The following is a 19,089-nucleotide window of genomic DNA, read 5'->3' as shown; positions in this document are numbered from 1 at the left end:
ACGAATGATCGATGAACAATATACGGCTGCCTTACTGGTGGCATTTGAAAACACCGTCTGTCCGAATTGCGCTTTTGCAGAAAATATATCGATATATACATTTACAGATAAGTTCGGTTCGTATAATTTAGTTCGCTGTAAATATTGTCAGTTAAGTTATTTGAATCCGAGGCCGACAAAATCAACCATTGGCATATATTATGAGGCCGGTCAGTATACGCCGTTTTTGAGTTCGGGAAGTGATTTTTCACTATTTGGCCGTTTATATACCGCCATCAGAAAATATTCCGTTCGCTGGAAGCGAAAGAAAATTGAACACTTCAGGGCAGGCAGTTCAATATTGGACATTGGCTGCGGAACGGGTGAATTCTTGTCTGAAATGCAGTCAAACGGATGGGCGACATGTGGATTGGAGCCGTCGCAAGAAGCATCGGAATTTGCAAGGAAAACGTATCACCTGGAAATTGAAACCGGATTTATCGATCACAAAGACATGGAATTTTCAATCAGCCGGTTTGACGTTATAACTATGTGGCATGTGTTGGAGCATGTTCACAGTCCTTTGGAAGCGCTGGACAGAGTTCGCACTCTGCTCGCAGCTGACGGTTTGCTCATAATTGCCTTGCCGAATGTATCGTCATTTGATGCAGGCGCGTACAAAAAGGATTGGGTTGCGTTGGATGTGCCGCGTCACTTACTGCATTTTACACCCGATACGTTAAAATCAATTTTACATAAAGCCGGTATGGAAATCGTGAAGCAACATCAAATGCCTCTGGATACTGTATTCAATTGCCTGATGAGCGAAAAAAAAATTATGGAAAATGTGCCATGGTACACGATTCCATTCTTTCTATTGCGAATGAAGTTACTTATTCTTATTTCGTGGATTGTTGGACTGAACAATAAAAGAGGTTCATCTGTAATGTATTATGTCCGCAAAATCAAAGCCTGATATGCCTACCATTAAAATATTGTCTGAGAATGTGGCCAACAAGATTGCGGCAGGCGAAGTGGTTGAACGGCCGGCCTCCGTCGTAAAGGAACTCATTGAAAATTCCATCGATGCAGGCTCTGACGAGATCGTAATAACCGTTAAGTCCGGAGGCAAGGGGCTGATTCAGGTCATTGATAACGGAAGCGGGATGAATTCAGATGACGCCGTGTTGTGCTTTGAAAGGCATGCAACGAGTAAAATCAGTTCGTGGGAGGATCTCCAGCGCGTCAAAAGTTTTGGTTTCCGTGGTGAAGCTCTGGCGAGCATTAGTTCCGTTTCCGATGTGGAAATGAAAACTAAAACAAAAAGTGAGGAAGTCGGTACAATCGTCAGAATGCATGCCGGAAATATATCAGAAGTGACTAAAGAAGCTTCTTTGCAGGGGACTACGATTACCGTTAAAAACCTGTTTTATAACGTTCCCGCGCGAAGGAATTTCCTGAAAACGAACAACACCGAATTTCGTCACATTACGTCGGTAATTAAGAAATTCGCCATGGCTTATCCGGGCGTTGAATTTACGCTGATTCATGAAGATGAAAAAATATTTCAGCTCCGCAAGGCCAATCTTCCGGCGCGGCTTGAAAAAGTTATCGGAAAAGATACCATGTCGTATACATTGCCGCTGGATGTGGAACAGTTTGGAACGCATGTCAAAGGGTATTTGAGCAAGCCGTCTTTTTCCTACAAAACGAAAGGGGAACAGTATCTGTTTCTTAACGGGCGGCCGATCGTTAACAGGACCGTTAATTTTGCAGTATTTTCAGCCTACGGACATTCGATCCCGAAAGGGGATAAGCCATTTTTCGTTTTGTTTTTGGAAAGTAACCCGGAAGATTTTGACGTGAATGTTCATCCAACAAAGGCAGAAGTGAAATTCAAAGATGAGCAATTGCTCTATAGGACTATGTTTCACGCGGTACGTGACTCTATGAGCACGGACTCTATGATTCCCTCGCTTACAAGATCGTCGTCCAATGAAAATGATTCGGAACAGTCTAACCTGTCTCTGGAATTACATACGCAAAAAGAAAATCTGCGGATGCCATTGGGCTCCGGGATGCAGAATTCGGGTCAGAGTTCAGACAGCGGTTCACAAAACGAGGACGACGTTGCCCGTTTTTTTGAATCGCCGGAAGAAGAAAAGAAAGCAATTCAAACACAGCTTACTCAGCCTAAACAGACTGTGAATTTGAGCAGTTTGGTCTGGCAGCTGCATAATAGGTATATTATTTCGCAGATTAAGAGCGGCCTCGCGATCATCGACCAGCATGTTGCGCACGAACGTATTTTATATGAAAGAGCTTTGGATGCTTTTGAAAAGAATCCGATTTTTTCTCAGCAATTGCTTTTCCCGCAAACGCTGGAGTTTTCTGCTGAGGATTTTTCTATTTTAGAGGAATTTCTGCCATTGGTGGAAAAACTGGGTTTTGTAATCAAGAAGTTCGGCAAACGAACGGTAGTGGTAGAGGCCGTACCTGCAGATGTGCGGCTTGGAAATGAACAAAAAATTCTCACCGAGATGATCAACGAGTATAAAATTAACAGTTATAACGACCTGGATCCGAGGGATAATTTGGCAAAATCATTTTCCTGCAAATCCGCTATCAAATCCGGCGATCCTTTGACGGTTGAGGAGATGAACAGTCTGATCGATCAACTCTTCGCATGTAAATTCCCGTATGTCTGCCCTCACGGGAGGCCGATCATCATACAACTGTCATTAGAGGAGTTGGACAAACGTTTTATGCGTATTTAGCTTCTAATTTTATCTCATCGTAATAATATTATCTATTTATATTAATATTGTTAGACAGGTTTACATTGACTTGCTTTTATACAGTCAAAATGTCGGGCGCGCCATATGCCTATTCCAGAAAATAAACGAAAAATACCGGTCATCGTCGGACCGACCGCTATCGGAAAAACATCCCTATCGGTTGCCGTTGCAAAAGCAATCAATGCTGAAATCATTTCCGCCGATTCGAGGCAAATATTCCGATTTATGGATATTTGTACTGCGAAGCCTACCTTAGAGGAACGCGGTTCTATTCCACACCATTTTATCGATCACATCGATCCCGATCAATATTACAATGCCGGGCAATATGGCGCAGACGGACGGGTAGTAATCGAAGAGATTTGGGCGCGCAACAAAGAAGTGGTTGTTGTAGGCGGGTCTGGCCTTTACATTCGAGCGCTGATCGACGGATTTATAGGTGAAGGTGAGAAGAACGAATCGGTTCGACTGGAAATTAGGGAGCGAATCGCACGGCTTGGTTTGCAATCGGTTTATCATGAATTGGAAATAGTTGATCCGTTGGCCGCGTCTAAAATTCATCCCAACGATGCAAAGAGGATTGAGCGCGCATTGGAAGTGTTTGAAATCACGGGCAAAAGGATATCCGAGAAACATGCGGAACAAGTTGTTGAAATAAATTTCACGCCGGTGATAATCGGGCTTACATGCGAGCGGGAGGAACTCTATCGCCGTATCGAAGCGCGCGTGGATTACATGATCCGGCAGGGCGTTATTGAAGAAACAAAGCGCCTCCTGGAAAGGGGGTATTCACCGTCATTAACCTCGATGGAAAGCCTCGGATACCGTGAGATCGTCGCACATCTTCGGGGCGAGATCAGTTACGACCGGATGATCGAACTCTTCAAACAAGGTTCCCGCAACTATGCGAAACGCCAGCTGACATGGTTTCGTCGGGATCAACGTGTGCGGTGGCTTGATGTGACGAAATATACAGTCGTGGAACTGGTTGACGAAGTGATTGTGTTTTTCCGGTCTTTAGAAAGTCAGTGACTAATTTTCAGTCTATGTGTTATAACATTTTCTATTTCCGTTTGCAGTACCGGGCGTATGCAACTGATCTATAAATAGATTAGACTTTTAGCTGAGACTATTGCAAAATCAAAAAACACTAACATTAGGTTTTTTTGTATGAGCCAATACCCGAGTATTTTCAATGACGTCATGGGTCCGGTGATGAGAGGCCCTTCAAGTTCGCACTGCGCCGCTTCGCTTCGAATCGGCCGGATATGCCGCGACCTAGCAGATCAGAAACTGGACCGTATTCTCATCGAATTCGATCCGAATGGCTCTCTTGCGACCACCCACAAAAGCCAGGGATCGGACATGGGTCTTTTCGGAGGTTTTCTCGGATGGGAAGCCGACGACGCGCGCCTGGCGAAATCTGAAAGCGCGCTTGAAGCCGCCGGGATCCGTGTTGAAATTGAAATTACCGATATCAAAGCCGATCATCCGAATACGTATCAGCTTACGCTAACGAATGCCGAAGAAACACGCAGGATCACCGCTATATCAACCGGCGGAGGGATGATCGAGGTTGTAGCCATTGACGGCAGCAAGGTTTCCATGGCGGGAGATTTTTTTGAGACGGTTATCTACGTCAAATCAACGAGTGATCTTGCAGATATCAAAAAATTTATTCTTGAGCAGGGCTTCCCCGTCGACGAAATAAACCTGTATGAAGGCGAAACACCATTTGTTGAAATAAAAGCGCAGAAATTTCCGGATGCTGATCTCTGTGAATTAATAAAAGCATCTGAGGGTTTTTCGGCGATGAAGCGGATCCATCCGGTTCTGCCGATACTGTCAAGGAAAGATCTGGCCGTACCTTTCATTACATGCGAAGAAATGCTGGCCTACAATAAGGACAAGCGTCTCCCGTTGTGGGAGCTGGCCGCACACTATGAAAGCGCGCGGGGAGGAATTTCCGCAGATGAAGTCTTTCGTAAGATGAGGCAGATCGTTCAGATCATGCAGGACGCAGTCGATACAGGACTGAGAGGAACGAAGTATGAAGCGCGAATTCTGGGCGCGCAGTCGGTGAATTTCAAAAAACAATTTGAAGATCATAAGCTGATCGGCGGGGATATCAATAATCTGATCATCATGTACGTATCGGCCGTCCTGGAAGTCAAAAGTTCCATGGGCGTCATCGTTGCCGCGCCGACGGCCGGATCCTGCGGGGTTGTTCCCGGAGCGATCATCGGTACGGCCAAGGGCCTGAGAAAAACGGAAGATGAGATCGTGAAAGCTATGCTCGTAGCAGGCTTGATCGGTGTATTTATCTCCGCGCACGCCACATTTGCCGCGGAAGTAGGCGGATGTATGGCGGAATGCGGTTCAGGGTCAGGGATGGCTGCTGCTGCGATTGTGTCCCTCGTCCATGGCACTCTTGAACAATCAATATCCGCGGCATCGGTTGCGCTTCAGAATTCCTTCGGTATGATCTGCGATCCGGTGGCCAACCGTGTGGAAGCGCCGTGCCTTGGAAGAAACGTCATGGCTGCAACGAACGCGCTTTCCTGCGCTAATATGGCGCTGGCCGATTATGATCATGTAGTTCCGCTGGATGAAGTCATACAGGCGATGAATGAGGTTGGTAATGCGATACCCAATACGCTCCGGTGCACTTCGCTTGGCGGGCTTTCGACCACCAAAACGTCAAAAGCGCTGGAAGAGAAAATGAACAAGACATTTTATAAGATCTGTTGACATCCTGGCCTGATGTTACAACCCACCAGAATTCCCGCAAAACATGACCAAAGTCATTGACAAACGCCTTTTCACAGAGTACATTTAAGCGTCTTATCGTAGTTCTTTCTTATCGTAGAATATTTCAATAGTTCTTTTTGAAATATGGAATCTGATATGGATATTTTTGGAAATAAATATGGAGCTCTGTCACCGCACAGTAGTGTCTATTTGTTCAATTTGATAGGATATTTGCCATTTTGCAATACAATTTAAGAAAAAACTGATGGTATGAATAAAATTATTTCACCATATGACAGAATTGCGAACGAATATTATGATGAGATCCATATCACATCACGCAATTTTGACGATTCGCAAAAACTTGGTTTCAAAGGGTTTGAAAATATAATTCCAAAAGAGGGATCAGTGCTTGAAGTTGGTGCTGGAAAAGGAAGAACCATTGAGTATTTATCAATTGAGTCAAAAAGGATTATTCAGTTAGATAGTAGTAAATTAATGTTAGAGTTAACTCCTAGAGAAGAATCTCTATTGAGAATCCATGCCGATGCAATCGATATGCCTTTTATGGACAACACTTTTAACTTAGTTACTTCATTCTTATGTGACCCTTTTTTGGGTCTTGAGTTTTTGTCAGAGGCATATCGAGTATTGAGAAAGGAAGGCATGCTTCTATTTACAACCCCAAGTTATTCTTGGGGAAAAGCCTTAAGAGACAAAATAGGTATTGAAATCAATGAAACTAGGTTCATTAATAAAGAGAATAATATTGTGAAAGTACCATCCATCCTGATAAAAACGGAGCAAATAATTGAGATGATTGAACATGTTGGATTTCTAGGAAATAGTATCAAACAAAAAATTTTGACTCTCCCCAAAAATATAGAAAAGATTTCAAAAGATATCGTCGCGTCTTCTGAAAGCCAAAAAAAACCCCCTTATGACATTGAACTTATACACCTATTCTATGCCAACAAGTAACACTATACATCATTTGTTCAGGTCTATTGAAATAAAGACTTATCGCATGATTTATCGTGCTACGTTTTTGATATTAGGCTTCATTGCAGTTTATATTATGTCAGTATTGTTAGAAGAGAGACTATATTATTATGCAATGATTCCTGGCGGATGTGCTTTGATTTTCACTCTTTTTGAATTTGTTTTTGGCGAAATGATAGTTGAAAAAAGCTATCCCTCAGAAACAAGGAAAATTATGGATGCAGTAGATAAAATGCCTGAAGAGGTTTCTAATGGTTTATTAAATTGTCTAAAAACCGTTATTGAAGATTTACGTGGATGTGACAAAACCCTTGTTCTGGCTACAATCCACTTAAAAGTTAATGTCACTATTAGCAAAGAGGATAGAATTCAAGTGTTTGGTTTGCTACAAATTTTTCCTTATTTCCAAATTGGAATGCTCCATCAGGAGTTTGTCTCTTCAAAAGAAAAAAGTGGTAGGATTTTGCATGGATACAAAGGGATTATTGGAAGATGTATGAGAACAGAAAATATTGAATCTGTAAATTTTGCCACGGTAGATGAATACAATTTCAGAATGGTAAATGAGTTTGGGTTTTCGAAGGATGAAATAGAAAAACATACATTTAGTGCTCGATCATATTTTGCAGCTCCTTTTAAATCTAATAGTGAAGTCATTGGGATTATTTACTTGTTTACTAAGGAGCCTCAAGTGTTTCCCAAAGCGGTTGACAAGGCAAAATTTATATCGACTGCTAACCATATTGTTGATATACTACAAGTTGGAAAAATAATAAAAACAAAAGCTAACACCGGCCCATAAGCAATGGCGAGGATATCGTGTAGCCGCCTAGAGTTATGAATATTTGATGTCAATACAAGGATTCGATGCATGAATTCACTATATTCAAGAGTCGAAAGCACTGCTAAAGCACTATTAAGTGTTACTTCAGTCTGTTATGTTATTGGCCTCATAGTCTTGAATTTACATTTCAGTCAATTCGGTTTCTATTCGTTTGAATTACTTCAGTTAAATTATATTTTTGCCGGGATTTGGTGTCTTACTGTCTTTGGAAGCACGGCACTAATCGTTGAATTCACATTTCATTCGATCCGACGAGTTATGCACGCACAAGGAATTGGGTGGAAATTTTTAGTATTTTTTAATTATGTCTTCCTTTTGGGGATGTCAATTTATGTATTACATGGTATTGCCGTACGTCTTGACATTGAAATTAACATGCAAGGGCAATGGAAATTAATTCTGTTGGGAGGTGTTTTCTTATATTTACTGATGAATGGAAAAATTATGGAATTTGTAAAGGCCAAATGGAAGGATGAACCAATCGACGAGGCACCAATAATTATTTTTATCGTATTCTTAATAACCGGGTATTTATTGGGGTTTGGTAGTTCAATATACAAAACAATTCCGGCTAATGTTGGAGGAGGTAAACCAATTTCTGTTGAAGTGATTCTTGATAAGGAAATTCGACAGGCAATTATCCCAGTTGTTGGTGGAAAGGCCGATTCCAATCTTACTACTCAGACAGAATCCATTTGTAACAGTGATTCGAACTTATCAGTACAGTTAGTGGCGGTTATTAATGATCTCTTTTATTTTCGTCACGATTCCATTGCAGGAGGACGAAGCTTCGCGATAAATCGAAATGCAATAAGAGTTCTGTTCTTCGATAAACATTGATTATGTCAAACGGTCAAAAGCGCACCTAGTATTTGTTCAAATTGATCGCAGTAAGCAAGGCCTCATAGGATGCATTGTTTCCGGCGGTATAATAGCAATTACGCAAGCAATTACTGAGATCTCGCAGTGTCATAAGACAGCTGCGTTAAATAAGAAACAATGGATGCATTTGAAATAAGGGAAAAGAATTAATTAACTCTTCGATTTAATAAGTGTACAATGCAATCACTTCTCAAATATACTCCTGCGTACTATATATTTCTTATTTTTTGGAGTTACTCTAGCTATCATTTTTTTTATACCGCATTCGGCATTGCGATTTATCAGTATCTCGACACAAGCGAACTGTTGCTTTCATTTCTGCCCCATACCTATGGAATTCTCATTCTAGCTTTTATTGTGTTGTATAGATTCACAACTAAATCAAGTTCGCGTCCATACCTTAAAGATGCCGGGGTTAAGAACGCATTCAGGACAGGGGGATTCTATCTCAGCTTTATCCTAAATCCAAGAAAGCGTCGTTTTTTTCCTAGGTCACATCTTGTTTGTATTTTCTTTCACTCGATATTTACAATGTCGTTTATGATTCTCATTTTGATCAGCTACTACGTATGGAAGACGGTGGAGCCTTTATTTGCTGATCCGCCAGCTCCGTTCTTTAAAGTGTGGCCATCTCTTACTATCCCCATGTTTCTTGTATCTCTTTTTTGTGCAAAGACGATTTCGAAGTTTTTACTTACACGACTAATTCGTTATGTTCAACTTCAGATGCATTGGATTCTTAGTGTTTATTGGGTAATTGTTTTTTTTATAATTGGTGCTATTTCAAACAATCAACAGGCAAAAAAACTTCTTTCTGGCAGTTCAAGAACCGATGTTTCCGTTGAAACATCAAATGGAAATTTTAGAACTAATATTGACACCGTGTACGTCGGTCGTACAAATGGTTACATTTTTTTTCGATCTTTGAAGGATTCAACGAATATCATCCTTAGTGCTGATGATGTCAAGCGCTTTTCAATAAGACAACACCACTAAACGATCTGTTAACATTTAAAACAGAGACTCTTCTCTGGCCGTTTAGCTAGAATCACATCAAGAAGCAGGAGAAAAGAATATGACCCGCAAGACCTACGCACGGATCGCCGTGAAGGGGGTTGGGGGGAAGAGCGAGATAGCGACAGAGGATCTTATCAGAAAGACCATATGAGCAAACCCAATGTCGGATATTCCGGCACACCCTTAGCTAAGAAGCTGGGCTATAAGGACCGTTTTAAAGTTCGTCTCATCGGCGCCCCGTCACATTATTTGAATCTCTTTTCCGACCTGCCACCGACGGTGGAGTTCGTGAAGGAAACCAAAAGCAAAAAAGACCTGATCCATTATTTTGTTGTCGAGGCGGCGGTACTAAAGAAAGAGTTACCGGCTCTGAAAAAAAAACTGCAGCCCGATGGCATGATCTGGGTTTCCTGGTATAAGAAATCGGCGAAAATGCCGACGGATATTACCGAGGATATCATTCGCGCGGTTGCTCTGAAGATCGGGTTGGTCGATGTGAAGGTCTGCGCGGTGGATGAACAGTGGTCGGGATTGAAGTTGGTAATACCGGTGAAGGATAGGGGAACCACTCCCTAAATCCCCTTCCTGTTAAAGAGGTTGTTTTAATATGTCATAATGTTTTCAAATATGCTTAGGAGTTCATGCTTTGGTATTTCCGGCCTTGATAAAAATGCCTGTAAAACCCGAGTTCGTTTTATGTTTCTGCGAAAAACGGCTTTCATAAACGTTCTGATTTAACGGATCGTCAAGATTGATAATCGTTTTTCGCAACCGTTCTGCGAACGAGGGTTTAGGCATTTTTGTCACAGCCGAAATTTTCTTTGGAGCTTTCTTTTTTAAAAAGAAAGCGGACACAAGATTATGAGATTATAATATATAATGTGTGTATATTTGAAAACCATTTTCTTTCTTTTGCTCGTGCAAAAGAAAGAAACAAAGAAAAGCACGATGGCTATGGAAAAACGCCGGAACCAGAGTTCGCCCGTCTAGTGGCAGAAAACAGTTCCAATATTCAGATTTGTCGCCCACACAAAGTTTTCTTCACGTTTTCTGCTGATAATTAAGTGCGAACTCCGGTTCATTCTCGGCGTTTTTCCAAGGCCAAAAATACTATTCAACAAACAAGCGTGCGGTGGTCGAGGCCGAAGTTGGTTCTACTCTTCAATCTCCATCGTCTCAATACTTGTCTTGAGTATCAAAACATTCTCAAGAGGCCGGTCACGCGGCCCACGCTGAACCTGGGCAATTTTGTCCACGACATCCATTCCGGATATTACTTCGCCGAATACCGTGTATTCGCCATCCAAAAAAGGTGTGCCGCCGATAGTGGTATAAACGGTTCTTTGTTCTTCCGTAAATGCAAAATCGGGTTTGCCCTGCATTTTCATCTGCGATTCCATTCGGTTAAGTTGTTCAGGTGTCAAAGGCCCGTTGTGGACGATATAGAACTGACTGCCGCTGGACGCTTTTTGCGGATTGACCTGGTCGCCCTGCCTCGCCGCGGCTAATGCCCCGCGTTTGTGGATACGTTTGATCTCCGCAGGAGTCGTGTAGCCCGGCCCGCCAATGCCGTCGTTATTCGGATCATTATCTTTGGAATTGGGGTCGCCGCCCTGGATCATGAAGTTGGGTATCACACGGTGGAACGTGGTGCTGTCGTAAAATTTTTCGCGAATCAGTTTTCTGAAATTGGCGGTATGTTTCGGCGCGTCAGCATCATATAACTGCAAAATAATCTTACCGAATTGCGTTTCCAGTACGGCCACTTCGCCTTGCACTTTTTTCTTTTCCTTTTTTGCCTGCGCGCAGGCGCTGAGTGTGAACAGGCCAAGCAAGAGCAGTGCAAGCATCACTTGCATGATCATCCGTGACTGCGGCGTCAAATTTGACTTGAACAATGGAGCCTCCTTTAGTATGTTTATTTGAAGTGAATAACCTAATGACGTAGCTAAATATCAGCCCACGAAATACACGGAATGACACGAAAATTTAGGACTTCATATTTTTTTAGTGTATTTCGTGTTTCGTGGGAAATAAGTAAAAGACTGTTCTTTAGTGATATATCCTTGTATAAAGAAAGTGAATCTATCCTACAATGACTGCAAACGGAAATTGTTAAACGTGAAAAATATACTCGTTTCGACCATAAATTTCAAAAATAAATTTTTCTATTTTTGTTTTCTGCCTTTCATTATACCCGCTATCATTCTATCGTCACAGGAAAAAACGAGGCTGACGTTTGAAGTTCAAACGGTGATAGACCTAAGCGGCGAGGGCATTAGCCAATTGGAAAATCCGCAGTCAATGTCCGTAAGTATGATGGGCGATATTTATATTGCGGATACAGGACATAACCGTATTGTCAAATTAGATACGAAAGGCAAGTATATCAACCATGTCGGCGGATTCGGCTGGAAGAATAACCAGTTTGACTCCCCGGTAGATATTTTTGCCGTCGATGGCCTGAATATTTACGTAGCCGATCTAAATAATCAGCGTATACAGCGGTACAGCAAAAAATTAGAATATATTTCATCATTTGGCGAATCGAAACTGACGGAACTCAGTATTGACGCATCCAGGACATCCACGGAACCGCTTGGATTTCCTTCGGGTCTTGCGGTCTCGTCCCAGGGAGATTTATTTTATTCAGACAGCGAAAACGATCAGATCGTCAAAATCAATCGGTTCGGAAAAAAAGAAACTGCCTTTGGCGGGTTTTCTGAGGGCAGGGGCACCCTAAGAAGTCCGGGAAAAGTGTTTGTCACAAGCAGGTTTGTTTACGTGATTGATGAAAATCGGGTTATCGTGTTCGATTATTACGGTAATTATATCCGCGACATCGGCGCGAATGTTTTGAAAAAACCGGCGGACATCACAATCGATCATAAGGACCGTATTTACATAGCTGAAAAGGAATTGCGGACAATCGTGGTTTTTGATTCTGCTGGAAAAGTTATGACATCGCTCATGTCGTTTACTTTTGAGAGCCCCGTCTCTGTTGATTATTCACACAACAAATTATATGTTCTCGACGGCAAAGCAGCTTCGATCATTGTTTTCAATATCCTTGAAAGCGGCGATTAAATGAAGCGCTGTATACCTGCGGCTCTGCTTATGATGTTATGCCAGTTTTATTCTGCATCTGCACAAGACGGACCCGACACAGTGTTTACAAGGCTGATCATCGATTCCACGATCAGCCGGCATTTTGAAAATCCGAATTCAATCAGCCTCTGGACCCGCACGTATTCCTTTTATGGTGCGGGTGTGGACACCGTTTACCAACTTCCGGACGAACTGATTGCCGTCGAGAGTGAAACGGTCAACGCGGGCATGATGCGTTTGTACCGAGGCTCCGACTATTCCATACGGTACCGCCGCGGTGAAATTCATTTTTCATCGATCCTGACTGAAGACCTAAAAATTACGATTCAATACAACATCCTGCCTTTTAACTTGCGCACGGAATACGCCCATCGTCAAATACAAAAATGGACCGTCGATGATTCCGGGAGGGTAAGTATCAAGGAGAACGGTTTTCAATCTTCTGTTCCTTCGCAGGATAATGTGTTTGAATCATCGCAAATGGTAGGAACGGGGAGCATCACTCGTGGGTTTACCGTTGGCTCCAACCAGGACTTCACCCTAAATTCAGGCCTGAATGTGCAGATATCCGGCAGAATCAGTGACGACGTGACAATGGAAGCGTCGCTAACCGATGAAAATATTCCGATTCAGCCGGAAGGCAACACGGAAAAACTGCAGGAGATAGATAAAATATTTGTTGAAGTTAATAAAGCCGATAATTACATCGCTACGTTTGGCGATTTTGAGGTGAGTCTGAGCGGAACGGAGTTTGGTGAATATTCAAGAAAACTGCAGGGCGTAAGGGGCGCTGTGCGAACTGACGCGGTTACAGCCGACATAGCGTATGCATCCACCAAAGGTAAATTTTCGTCTAATACTCTTGCGATCATTGAAGGCAATCAAGGGCCGTATGCATTGTCGGGTTCGAACGGTGAAACGAATATTCTTGTAATCGCCGGAACGGAAAAGGTTTGGTTAAACGGTGTTCAGCTTAGGCGCGGGGAGGATAACGATTTTGTTATTGACTACAACTCGGGGCAGATAACATTTACACGCAGACGGCTGATCACACCGGAATCGCGCGTTACGGTTGACTTTGAATATGCCGATGATGTTTTTAAGCGCAACACTTTTGCTAGCGGTATTAGAACTAATTGGTTCGATCAACAGGTTTCATTCGGCGGAGTTTTTATCAATGAATCGGACGACAAAAATAATCCAATAAATTTATTTCTCTCCGACAAAACGATCGATTCGTTATCTCAAATTGACGATGACCAAATCAACTCGCAGGGAACAACGGTGTATGTTGACGGGGCGAGACGCGTTGATTTCGGGCGAGGTGCGTACATCAAGGTATTTGACTTAACGGCGAATGACAGCATTTTCTTATACGTTGGCGCCGACAGCTCCGGTGACTACAATGTGCGTTTTACGGATTTTGGCGCAGGCAATGGCGATTATGTTCGCGGCAACATTTTAGGCGAATTCATTTATGCCGGAAAAAACAACGGCAGCTTTTTACCTTTGGTTGCATTGCCTCTGCCGACGCGTACGCAATTGGCAAGTTTCTTTCTCGAAACGCGGCCAATGAAGAACATGGTATTTGGCAGCGAAGTTGCCTTTTCGACATTTGATAAAAATTCATTTTCACCTGAGGATATCAATGGGAAAGCGTATCACCTGAAGGCAAATATTCAAAAACAAAAAATTGGATGGCATGGGAAGAAACTGGGTGAATTTGACCTGAACGCCCGTATTCGTCATATTGACAGCACGTTTAAAGAAATCGATCGCATCAATGATCCGGAGTTTAATCGTTCATGGAATATTCAGGGCACATACGGAGCTCCTTTAAGTTCCCTGGGCGTCGAAGAGAATCTCAAGGAAATTCAATCGGCGTACAGGCCGGTGGGAGAACTGCAATTTGCAGGATTCTACGGAGATCTTAAACGGGGAAATAATGTATTCAAGTCTGTCCGATATGGCGGCGGTGTGCAGGCCTCCTTTCATAAATTGCCGCAGATAAATTATTCCATTGAAAAAATAAATTCGGATATTCGGAATTCGTCCGATACGTATCATAGCGATGTGGCGCGGCAGATTTTTCTCAGCAGTTATCAACTGTGGAAATTGAAACCGGGATTTGATTATGAAGACGAAAACGTGCGCAATCGCTTTGCCTCCGCAGATTCCGGTTTTGGTACTGCGTATTTCACTTACCGTCCGCGCATTGATTTTAACGGGTTTAACAAGATGCAGTTCGGTATTATGCTGGAGACACGTCTAGACGAAAACCGGAACTCACTGGTGGATTCGCTTGACGGACGTGTTTCAACAGCAACGACTCAAAGGTATTACTGGAACATGCTTGATTGGAATAATATCAATTCTACCGTCGAATACGTCCGGCGCCTAAAGGAATATCATGGTAAGTTTCGCACGGTGGAAAACCTGGATAACACCTCACATCTGATCAATTCAACTGTAGATTACCACCGGTGGAATCGCGCCATGACTACCAGTATAAATTATCAGGTGTCCGAACAAAGTTTGCAGGATCGCAAGCTTATATTTGTTCCGGTACAGGCGAATACGGGTAACTTTATTCAGTCCGCGCCGGACAGTTTTATTCAGGTGCCGCAGGGACAAGGCGACTGGATCCAAAGTACGGTACGCGTAGACGGATTCACGCCCATCGTGGAAATAAAATTCGGTGTCCGTGTCCGATTTGAGTTTTCAAGACTGTACAGGAATAAGGAAAGTGTAGATACGGTCAGAGAGAAAACGGAAAAGGGTTTCACAGGTTTGTTAAAAAAAATGTCGACTGAGACAATTTTCAGAATCGAAGAAAATCAGAAAGAACCGGATCTATCTGTTTATTTTATCAACCTGCGAAAGTATCAGAACAGCGGTAATACGTTGCGCGGTTCACTCTTTTTCAGGCAGGACGTCTTATCGTCGGACAACGAACGCCGCGTTTCGGTCAGATTGAGGTATGAACTGCAAAAGAACATATCTGGATTACTGACCGATGGAAATGAACGCAGGCGCAGAGAACTTGAGAACCTGCGTATTCGCACGCAGCCGTTTGAAAAAACGGCCTTTGAGAGCGAATTAGAATACGAAACAAACCTGAAACGCTCGACCATTTCGGTTACAGGATTTAACAGAGATTTTGATTTCTATAAAATAAAATGGATTCCGCAAATCACCTATACGCCGATATACGAGATTGAATGGATCAATAAAGGGATTCTGATTTACTCGAAGGACGGGTTTTCACGCCTGACCGCGCGCAGCCTTTCCTATGCGCCTGAATTGATCTATTCATTCAAAAATAAAGGCCGGGCGGCGCTGTCATTCGATGTATCAAGAGTCTTTCTTTCAAAAGATATTTTTGTTCCGTTTGAAATGCTGAATGGGTTAAAAAAAGGATGGAACTCAAGCTGGCTGTTAACGATGGATTATAGGATCAATAATCACGTGTCGGCATCGTTGAATTATTCAGGGAGGAAGGAGCCAAAGCAAGATGTGATTCACCTGGGGAGCGCTGAGTTCAGAGCGTTTTTCTGAGATATATAATGTTACTTACCAAAGATCACAAAAAGAAATCGCTAAAAATGTGCGGGAAAGAGTTAATTCTTTGTGTTCCTGGTGTTCTCGGTGCTTGTAAATCGTTATTTGGATAACTCGTTTTTGAAATGCGTAATGATGTCAACCGGTGTCGGATCGGTTTTACGCACTATTGCCATAAAGTAGCTCAGCCAATCACCCCAGTATATTAGCGACATAAATTTGCTGAAGGAATCGGATCCTTCCGAGTAAATTTCGTATAACGCCGTTTTTTTTGACAGGATGTTTTTAAGTATATCAAATCGTTTTTGAATTTGCGAATGGTCGTCCGCATCTCGAATCAACAGGACTGAAAACGGCGCGTTGGATTGAATTCCATCCCAGCCGACGATCTCGTTGTGATTCATTTCAGGAATGGTGTTGGCGAATGCGAGCAATTTGGCATTCTCGCAAATCTGACCTTTGAATCGAAGCGCGGCAGGAAACATTTTTTCTGATGAATATATTATAACCGGGTGAGCGCACAACTGTTCCGCCAGATTCCAGAGCTCATTATCTACAGGAGAAGTCCACAGTTTTTGTTTTTCTTTTATCCATCCGATGTTCCTGCTAATCAGATGAGCGTCGTGGAAATCTTGAAACAAATGTTCCATAATCCTGAATAGCGTAACCAATGAAAATCCGATCGCCTGCCGCGGTTGAAATCCTTTTGGAATGAGAATGTGGGGGACAGTGTTTCTTTTCGATAATACTTCAATATCTCCGCCCGTTGAAATTGTGATCATTTTTGCGTTTCGCGTTGCCGCATCATGAAAAGCGGAAATGGTTTCTTCCGTATTGCCGGAATAGCTTGACAGGATGACCAGCGTCTGTTCGTTGACATACGACGACAGGCTATAATCGCGGTTAACTATAATGGGAATGGAAAGACTGCCGGCAAAAATCTGTTTGACAAAATCTCCAGCTATCGCAGATCCGCCCATGCCGCAGATAACGATATTGCGAACGTCGGTCGTAGAGCTTTTCAAACCGGTCAATTGGGAATAATAGTTCGAAATATTATTTTCTGCTGAAAGTAACTGTTCGTGAAAGGACAGCAACACCTTCAGGTAATTTTGTTTGTCATATTTTTCAATTAGGGGCTTATTCATAATACGTTCGGATTAGGACATGAAAGGTTTGACACGTTGCAGAAAATTCTGTGGGGCCAAATTAATAATCGTTTGATCCCACGCGACTTTTCCTTTGTCAAATACGACTGCGCGTTTGGCAATACCGGCAATCCGTTCTATGTCGTGGGTCACGACGAGAATACAATTGCCGGCTTGATGATAGTCGAGCAGAATTGTATCGAGAAACTCACAGGCTTTTTGATCGAGACCGGTGTAGGGTTCATCGAGCAATAATATCTTCGGATTATGAAGGAGCGCTCGGGCGATCGACAATCTTTGTTGCATGCCGCGTGAAAAACGGCGAACCGATTCATCGGATCTATGAGCAAGTCCTACTTTTTCTAACAGGTTTTGTATGCGCGCGGCAGGGTTTTCTACATCATAGAATTTAGCATAAAATGATAGATTTTCTTTGGCGGTCAGATCGCTGTATATGTATGTTTGATGAGAAACCATGCCCATCTGCTGTAAGATCACAAAGGAATCTTTGCGGATATTATGTCCGTTGATGTGTACTTCACCGCCGGTGGGCTTCAGAAGAGTAGCGATAATTTTCAGCAAAGTCGTTTTTCCGGCTCCGTTCCGACCGAGAATAGCAACGAAATCGTTTGCGCTTATCTTCAGATCGAGGTTATCGAGGGCGCGGAATCGTCCGTAGAGTTTAGTGATATTAACGATATCGATCATAATGAAAATGATGCAGTCATTGAGTGTAATTTATAGCTCAGCCATCTTAGCTTAATCACTAGAGAGCATGAATATCTTCCGCCGCCTTTCGTAATTGCGATTTCAGGCTATCGCGGCGTTTCTGATATGTAGGGGAATCCATTTCTTTTTCATCGAAAGTGTCGTCCAGTTGTGCGATCTGCTGAGCCAGCGCGTCCCGTTTTTTTAACAATTCGTTTCGTTGCTGTTTGTTTTGTTTCTTCTGGCCTGTCGCTGGTTGATACGGTTTCGCGGCGGCTTTCCGGTTCAACCCGAAAAACAATGCGAATGATAATATGCTCAACATAAGAAATATCCAGACAAAAGCCTTTTTCTGAACCATATTATCGGATGCTGCGATCGACTCGTTATTTTGTTCTGTCTGGCGAGTACCGCCGCCGGACAATTTCATGGCAATGACTTCATTAGCCTTAATTCCGGAAGCAGCGTAAATTGAAAAGTTATTTGCCTCCATGCGTTCATCGTGAACATGGGTTAATTTATCGGATACAAGTTCAATATCCTTAGGGGAAATGAACACATTGCATTCATCAATATCGTAATACCATTGGGAATTTAATTCAAATGTATTCGCGGAATAGTCCGCTGTGTACGTGATCTGTATCTGGGTCAGGCCTGGCCGCAGCGGCTGATTAATTCCCATACCGTCCTCATACGCAAAAGCCGTAGCGGTAACCGGCATACTCTGGTTGTGAGACGTCTGCGCATTCTGGAATTGAGTTCGTTCCGGCAGTTTAAATCGGAATGTAGGTTTATTAACATCCGAAAGTACGTAAGCTGTTTGACCTGAATTATTGATTTCAAAGGTTTGTTGAATTTCAAGCTGATCCCCGTTACGAAGAACAACCATGTGCGGAATACGCACGGAAATATTTTGCCATCGATCGGTTGCTTCATACACAACTAAATCGACATTATACCTCTTGTTCTCTTGGATCATAAGGTTTTGCGTATATACGACGCCTTTATAAGAAGCGCGCAGGAGATAGGGTGCATTGGGCAGAACAGGTATATTTGAGAATTCATAATCGGAAACCCGATCGAATTGTTTTACGGTTTCGAGGCCTTGCCCTGTTTTTACTAGCACAACCCAGTCCGCGCTGACTTTTTTATTGATCGTTTTATCGTAGACTTTGCCGATGATCGAGGCGCCGCTTTGCGCATCGGCTTCATGACTATACAAAGCAAAAATAAGAAAGACTGCAGTAAGTATGTTGACTCGACGTATCATGATATCATCCGTTTGTTTAAA

The 19,089-nt window shown here is 42.8% G+C and carries 15 protein-coding genes; 11 read left to right on the top strand and 4 right to left on the bottom strand.

Annotation, left to right across the window (positions count from 1 at the left end; translation table 11 throughout):
• Positions 1 to 4 precede the first annotated feature (4 nt).
• The 9 genes from F9K33_10820 to F9K33_10780 all read left to right on the top strand — a co-directional run bounded on the left by F9K33_10820 (position 5) and on the right by F9K33_10780 (position 10,337).
• Positions 5 to 955, top strand: a complete 951-nt coding sequence (locus F9K33_10820; GenBank protein ID KAB2879065.1) for a class I SAM-dependent methyltransferase — start codon at positions 5 to 7, stop codon at positions 953 to 955.
• On the top strand, positions 933 to 2,756 hold the full coding sequence (mutL, locus tag F9K33_10815; protein ID KAB2879064.1) for a DNA mismatch repair endonuclease MutL: 1,824 nt from the start codon (positions 933 to 935) through the stop codon (positions 2,754 to 2,756). Before F9K33_10820 ends, mutL begins: the two co-directional genes overlap by 23 nt.
• Positions 2,757 to 2,861: 105 nt before the next feature.
• Positions 2,862 to 3,809, top strand: coding sequence for a tRNA (adenosine(37)-N6)-dimethylallyltransferase MiaA (miaA, locus tag F9K33_10810; protein ID KAB2879063.1), 948 nt, complete (start codon positions 2,862 to 2,864; stop codon positions 3,807 to 3,809).
• Positions 3,810 to 3,947: 138 nt separating this feature from the next.
• Positions 3,948 to 5,528 carry a serine dehydratase gene (locus F9K33_10805; protein ID KAB2879062.1) on the top strand — a complete coding sequence of 527 codons (1,581 nt, stop codon included), beginning with the start codon at positions 3,948 to 3,950 and terminating at the stop codon, positions 5,526 to 5,528.
• Positions 5,529 to 5,798: 270 nt separating this feature from the next.
• Positions 5,799 to 6,509 (top strand): class I SAM-dependent methyltransferase, encoded by a 711-nt coding sequence (locus F9K33_10800; GenBank protein KAB2879061.1) that lies wholly within the window; start codon positions 5,799 to 5,801, stop codon positions 6,507 to 6,509.
• Positions 6,510 to 6,606: 97 nt separating this feature from the next.
• Entirely contained in the window at positions 6,607 to 7,332 is a 726-nt protein-coding gene (locus tag F9K33_10795; protein ID KAB2879060.1) for a hypothetical protein, read from the top strand.
• Positions 7,333 to 7,401: 69 nt separating this feature from the next.
• A complete protein-coding gene (locus F9K33_10790; GenBank protein ID KAB2879059.1) occupies positions 7,402 to 8,214 on the top strand; it encodes a hypothetical protein in 813 nt (270 codons plus the stop codon).
• A 1,206-nt stretch (positions 8,215 to 9,420) separates the two neighbouring features.
• Complete coding sequence (locus F9K33_10785; GenBank protein ID KAB2879058.1) at positions 9,421 to 9,849, top strand: DUF3052 family protein; 429 nt, start codon at positions 9,421 to 9,423, stop codon at positions 9,847 to 9,849.
• A 224-nt stretch (positions 9,850 to 10,073) separates the two neighbouring features.
• Positions 10,074 to 10,337 carry a hypothetical protein gene (locus tag F9K33_10780; protein ID KAB2879057.1) on the top strand — a complete coding sequence of 88 codons (264 nt, stop codon included), beginning with the start codon at positions 10,074 to 10,076 and terminating at the stop codon, positions 10,335 to 10,337.
• Positions 10,338 to 10,427: 90 nt separating this feature from the next.
• Here the strand turns inward: F9K33_10780 and F9K33_10775 are convergent, their stop codons facing one another.
• Entirely contained in the window at positions 10,428 to 11,132 is a 705-nt protein-coding gene (locus F9K33_10775; GenBank protein KAB2879079.1) for a peptidylprolyl isomerase, read from the bottom strand.
• A gap of 262 nt (positions 11,133 to 11,394) precedes the next feature.
• Between F9K33_10775 and F9K33_10770 the strand changes: the two genes are divergently transcribed.
• Entirely contained in the window at positions 11,395 to 12,360 is a 966-nt protein-coding gene (locus F9K33_10770) for a hypothetical protein (protein ID KAB2879056.1), read from the top strand.
• The gene (locus F9K33_10765) at positions 12,361 to 15,939 is read left to right on the top strand and encodes a hypothetical protein (protein KAB2879055.1); all 3,579 of its coding nucleotides are present in this window, start codon (positions 12,361 to 12,363) and stop codon (positions 15,937 to 15,939) included. It abuts the gene before it with no gap.
• Between the two features lie 104 nt (positions 15,940 to 16,043).
• On the opposite strand, the gene F9K33_10760 is transcribed toward F9K33_10765, so the two are convergent.
• From F9K33_10760 to F9K33_10750, 3 genes are read right to left on the bottom strand one after another with little or no spacing between them, the layout of a single operon-like run.
• Entirely contained in the window at positions 16,044 to 17,090 is a 1,047-nt protein-coding gene (locus F9K33_10760; protein KAB2879054.1) for a bifunctional phosphoglucose/phosphomannose isomerase, read from the bottom strand.
• Between the two features lie 12 nt (positions 17,091 to 17,102).
• Complete coding sequence (gene ccmA / locus F9K33_10755) at positions 17,103 to 17,798, bottom strand: heme ABC exporter ATP-binding protein CcmA (GenBank protein KAB2879053.1); 696 nt, start codon at positions 17,796 to 17,798, stop codon at positions 17,103 to 17,105.
• Positions 17,799 to 17,856: 58 nt separating this feature from the next.
• On the bottom strand, positions 17,857 to 19,068 hold the full coding sequence (locus F9K33_10750; GenBank protein ID KAB2879052.1) for a hypothetical protein: 1,212 nt from the start codon (positions 19,066 to 19,068) through the stop codon (positions 17,857 to 17,859).
• Positions 19,069 to 19,089 lie beyond the last annotated feature (21 nt).

The organism is bacterium, assembly GCA_008933615.1.
Classification (GTDB): domain Bacteria; phylum CLD3; class CLD3; order SB21; family SB21; genus SB21.
Note: the sequence above shows the minus strand (reverse complement) of the source record. Positions and strands in the feature narration are given on the sequence as shown.

Coding starts and splice junctions, on each gene's coding strand:
- F9K33_10785 (KAB2879058.1), top strand. CDS start 9,421: ATGAGCAAACCCAATGTCGGATATTCCGGCACACCCTTAGCTAAGAAG.
- F9K33_10765 (KAB2879055.1), top strand. CDS start 12,361: ATGAAGCGCTGTATACCTGCGGCTCTGCTTATGATGTTATGCCAGTTT.
- F9K33_10750 (KAB2879052.1), bottom strand. CDS start 19,068: ATGATACGTCGAGTCAACATACTTACTGCAGTCTTTCTTATTTTTGCT.
- F9K33_10800 (KAB2879061.1), top strand. CDS start 5,799: ATGAATAAAATTATTTCACCATATGACAGAATTGCGAACGAATATTAT.
- mutL (KAB2879064.1), top strand. CDS start 933: ATGTCCGCAAAATCAAAGCCTGATATGCCTACCATTAAAATATTGTCT.
- F9K33_10805 (KAB2879062.1), top strand. CDS start 3,948: ATGAGCCAATACCCGAGTATTTTCAATGACGTCATGGGTCCGGTGATG.
- F9K33_10820 (KAB2879065.1), top strand. CDS start 5: ATGATCGATGAACAATATACGGCTGCCTTACTGGTGGCATTTGAAAAC.
- miaA (KAB2879063.1), top strand. CDS start 2,862: ATGCCTATTCCAGAAAATAAACGAAAAATACCGGTCATCGTCGGACCG.
- ccmA (KAB2879053.1), bottom strand. CDS start 17,798: ATGATCGATATCGTTAATATCACTAAACTCTACGGACGATTCCGCGCC.
- F9K33_10760 (KAB2879054.1), bottom strand. CDS start 17,090: ATGAATAAGCCCCTAATTGAAAAATATGACAAACAAAATTACCTGAAG.
- F9K33_10795 (KAB2879060.1), top strand. CDS start 6,607: ATGTCAGTATTGTTAGAAGAGAGACTATATTATTATGCAATGATTCCT.
- F9K33_10790 (KAB2879059.1), top strand. CDS start 7,402: ATGAATTCACTATATTCAAGAGTCGAAAGCACTGCTAAAGCACTATTA.
- F9K33_10775 (KAB2879079.1), bottom strand. CDS start 11,132: ATGCAAGTGATGCTTGCACTGCTCTTGCTTGGCCTGTTCACACTCAGC.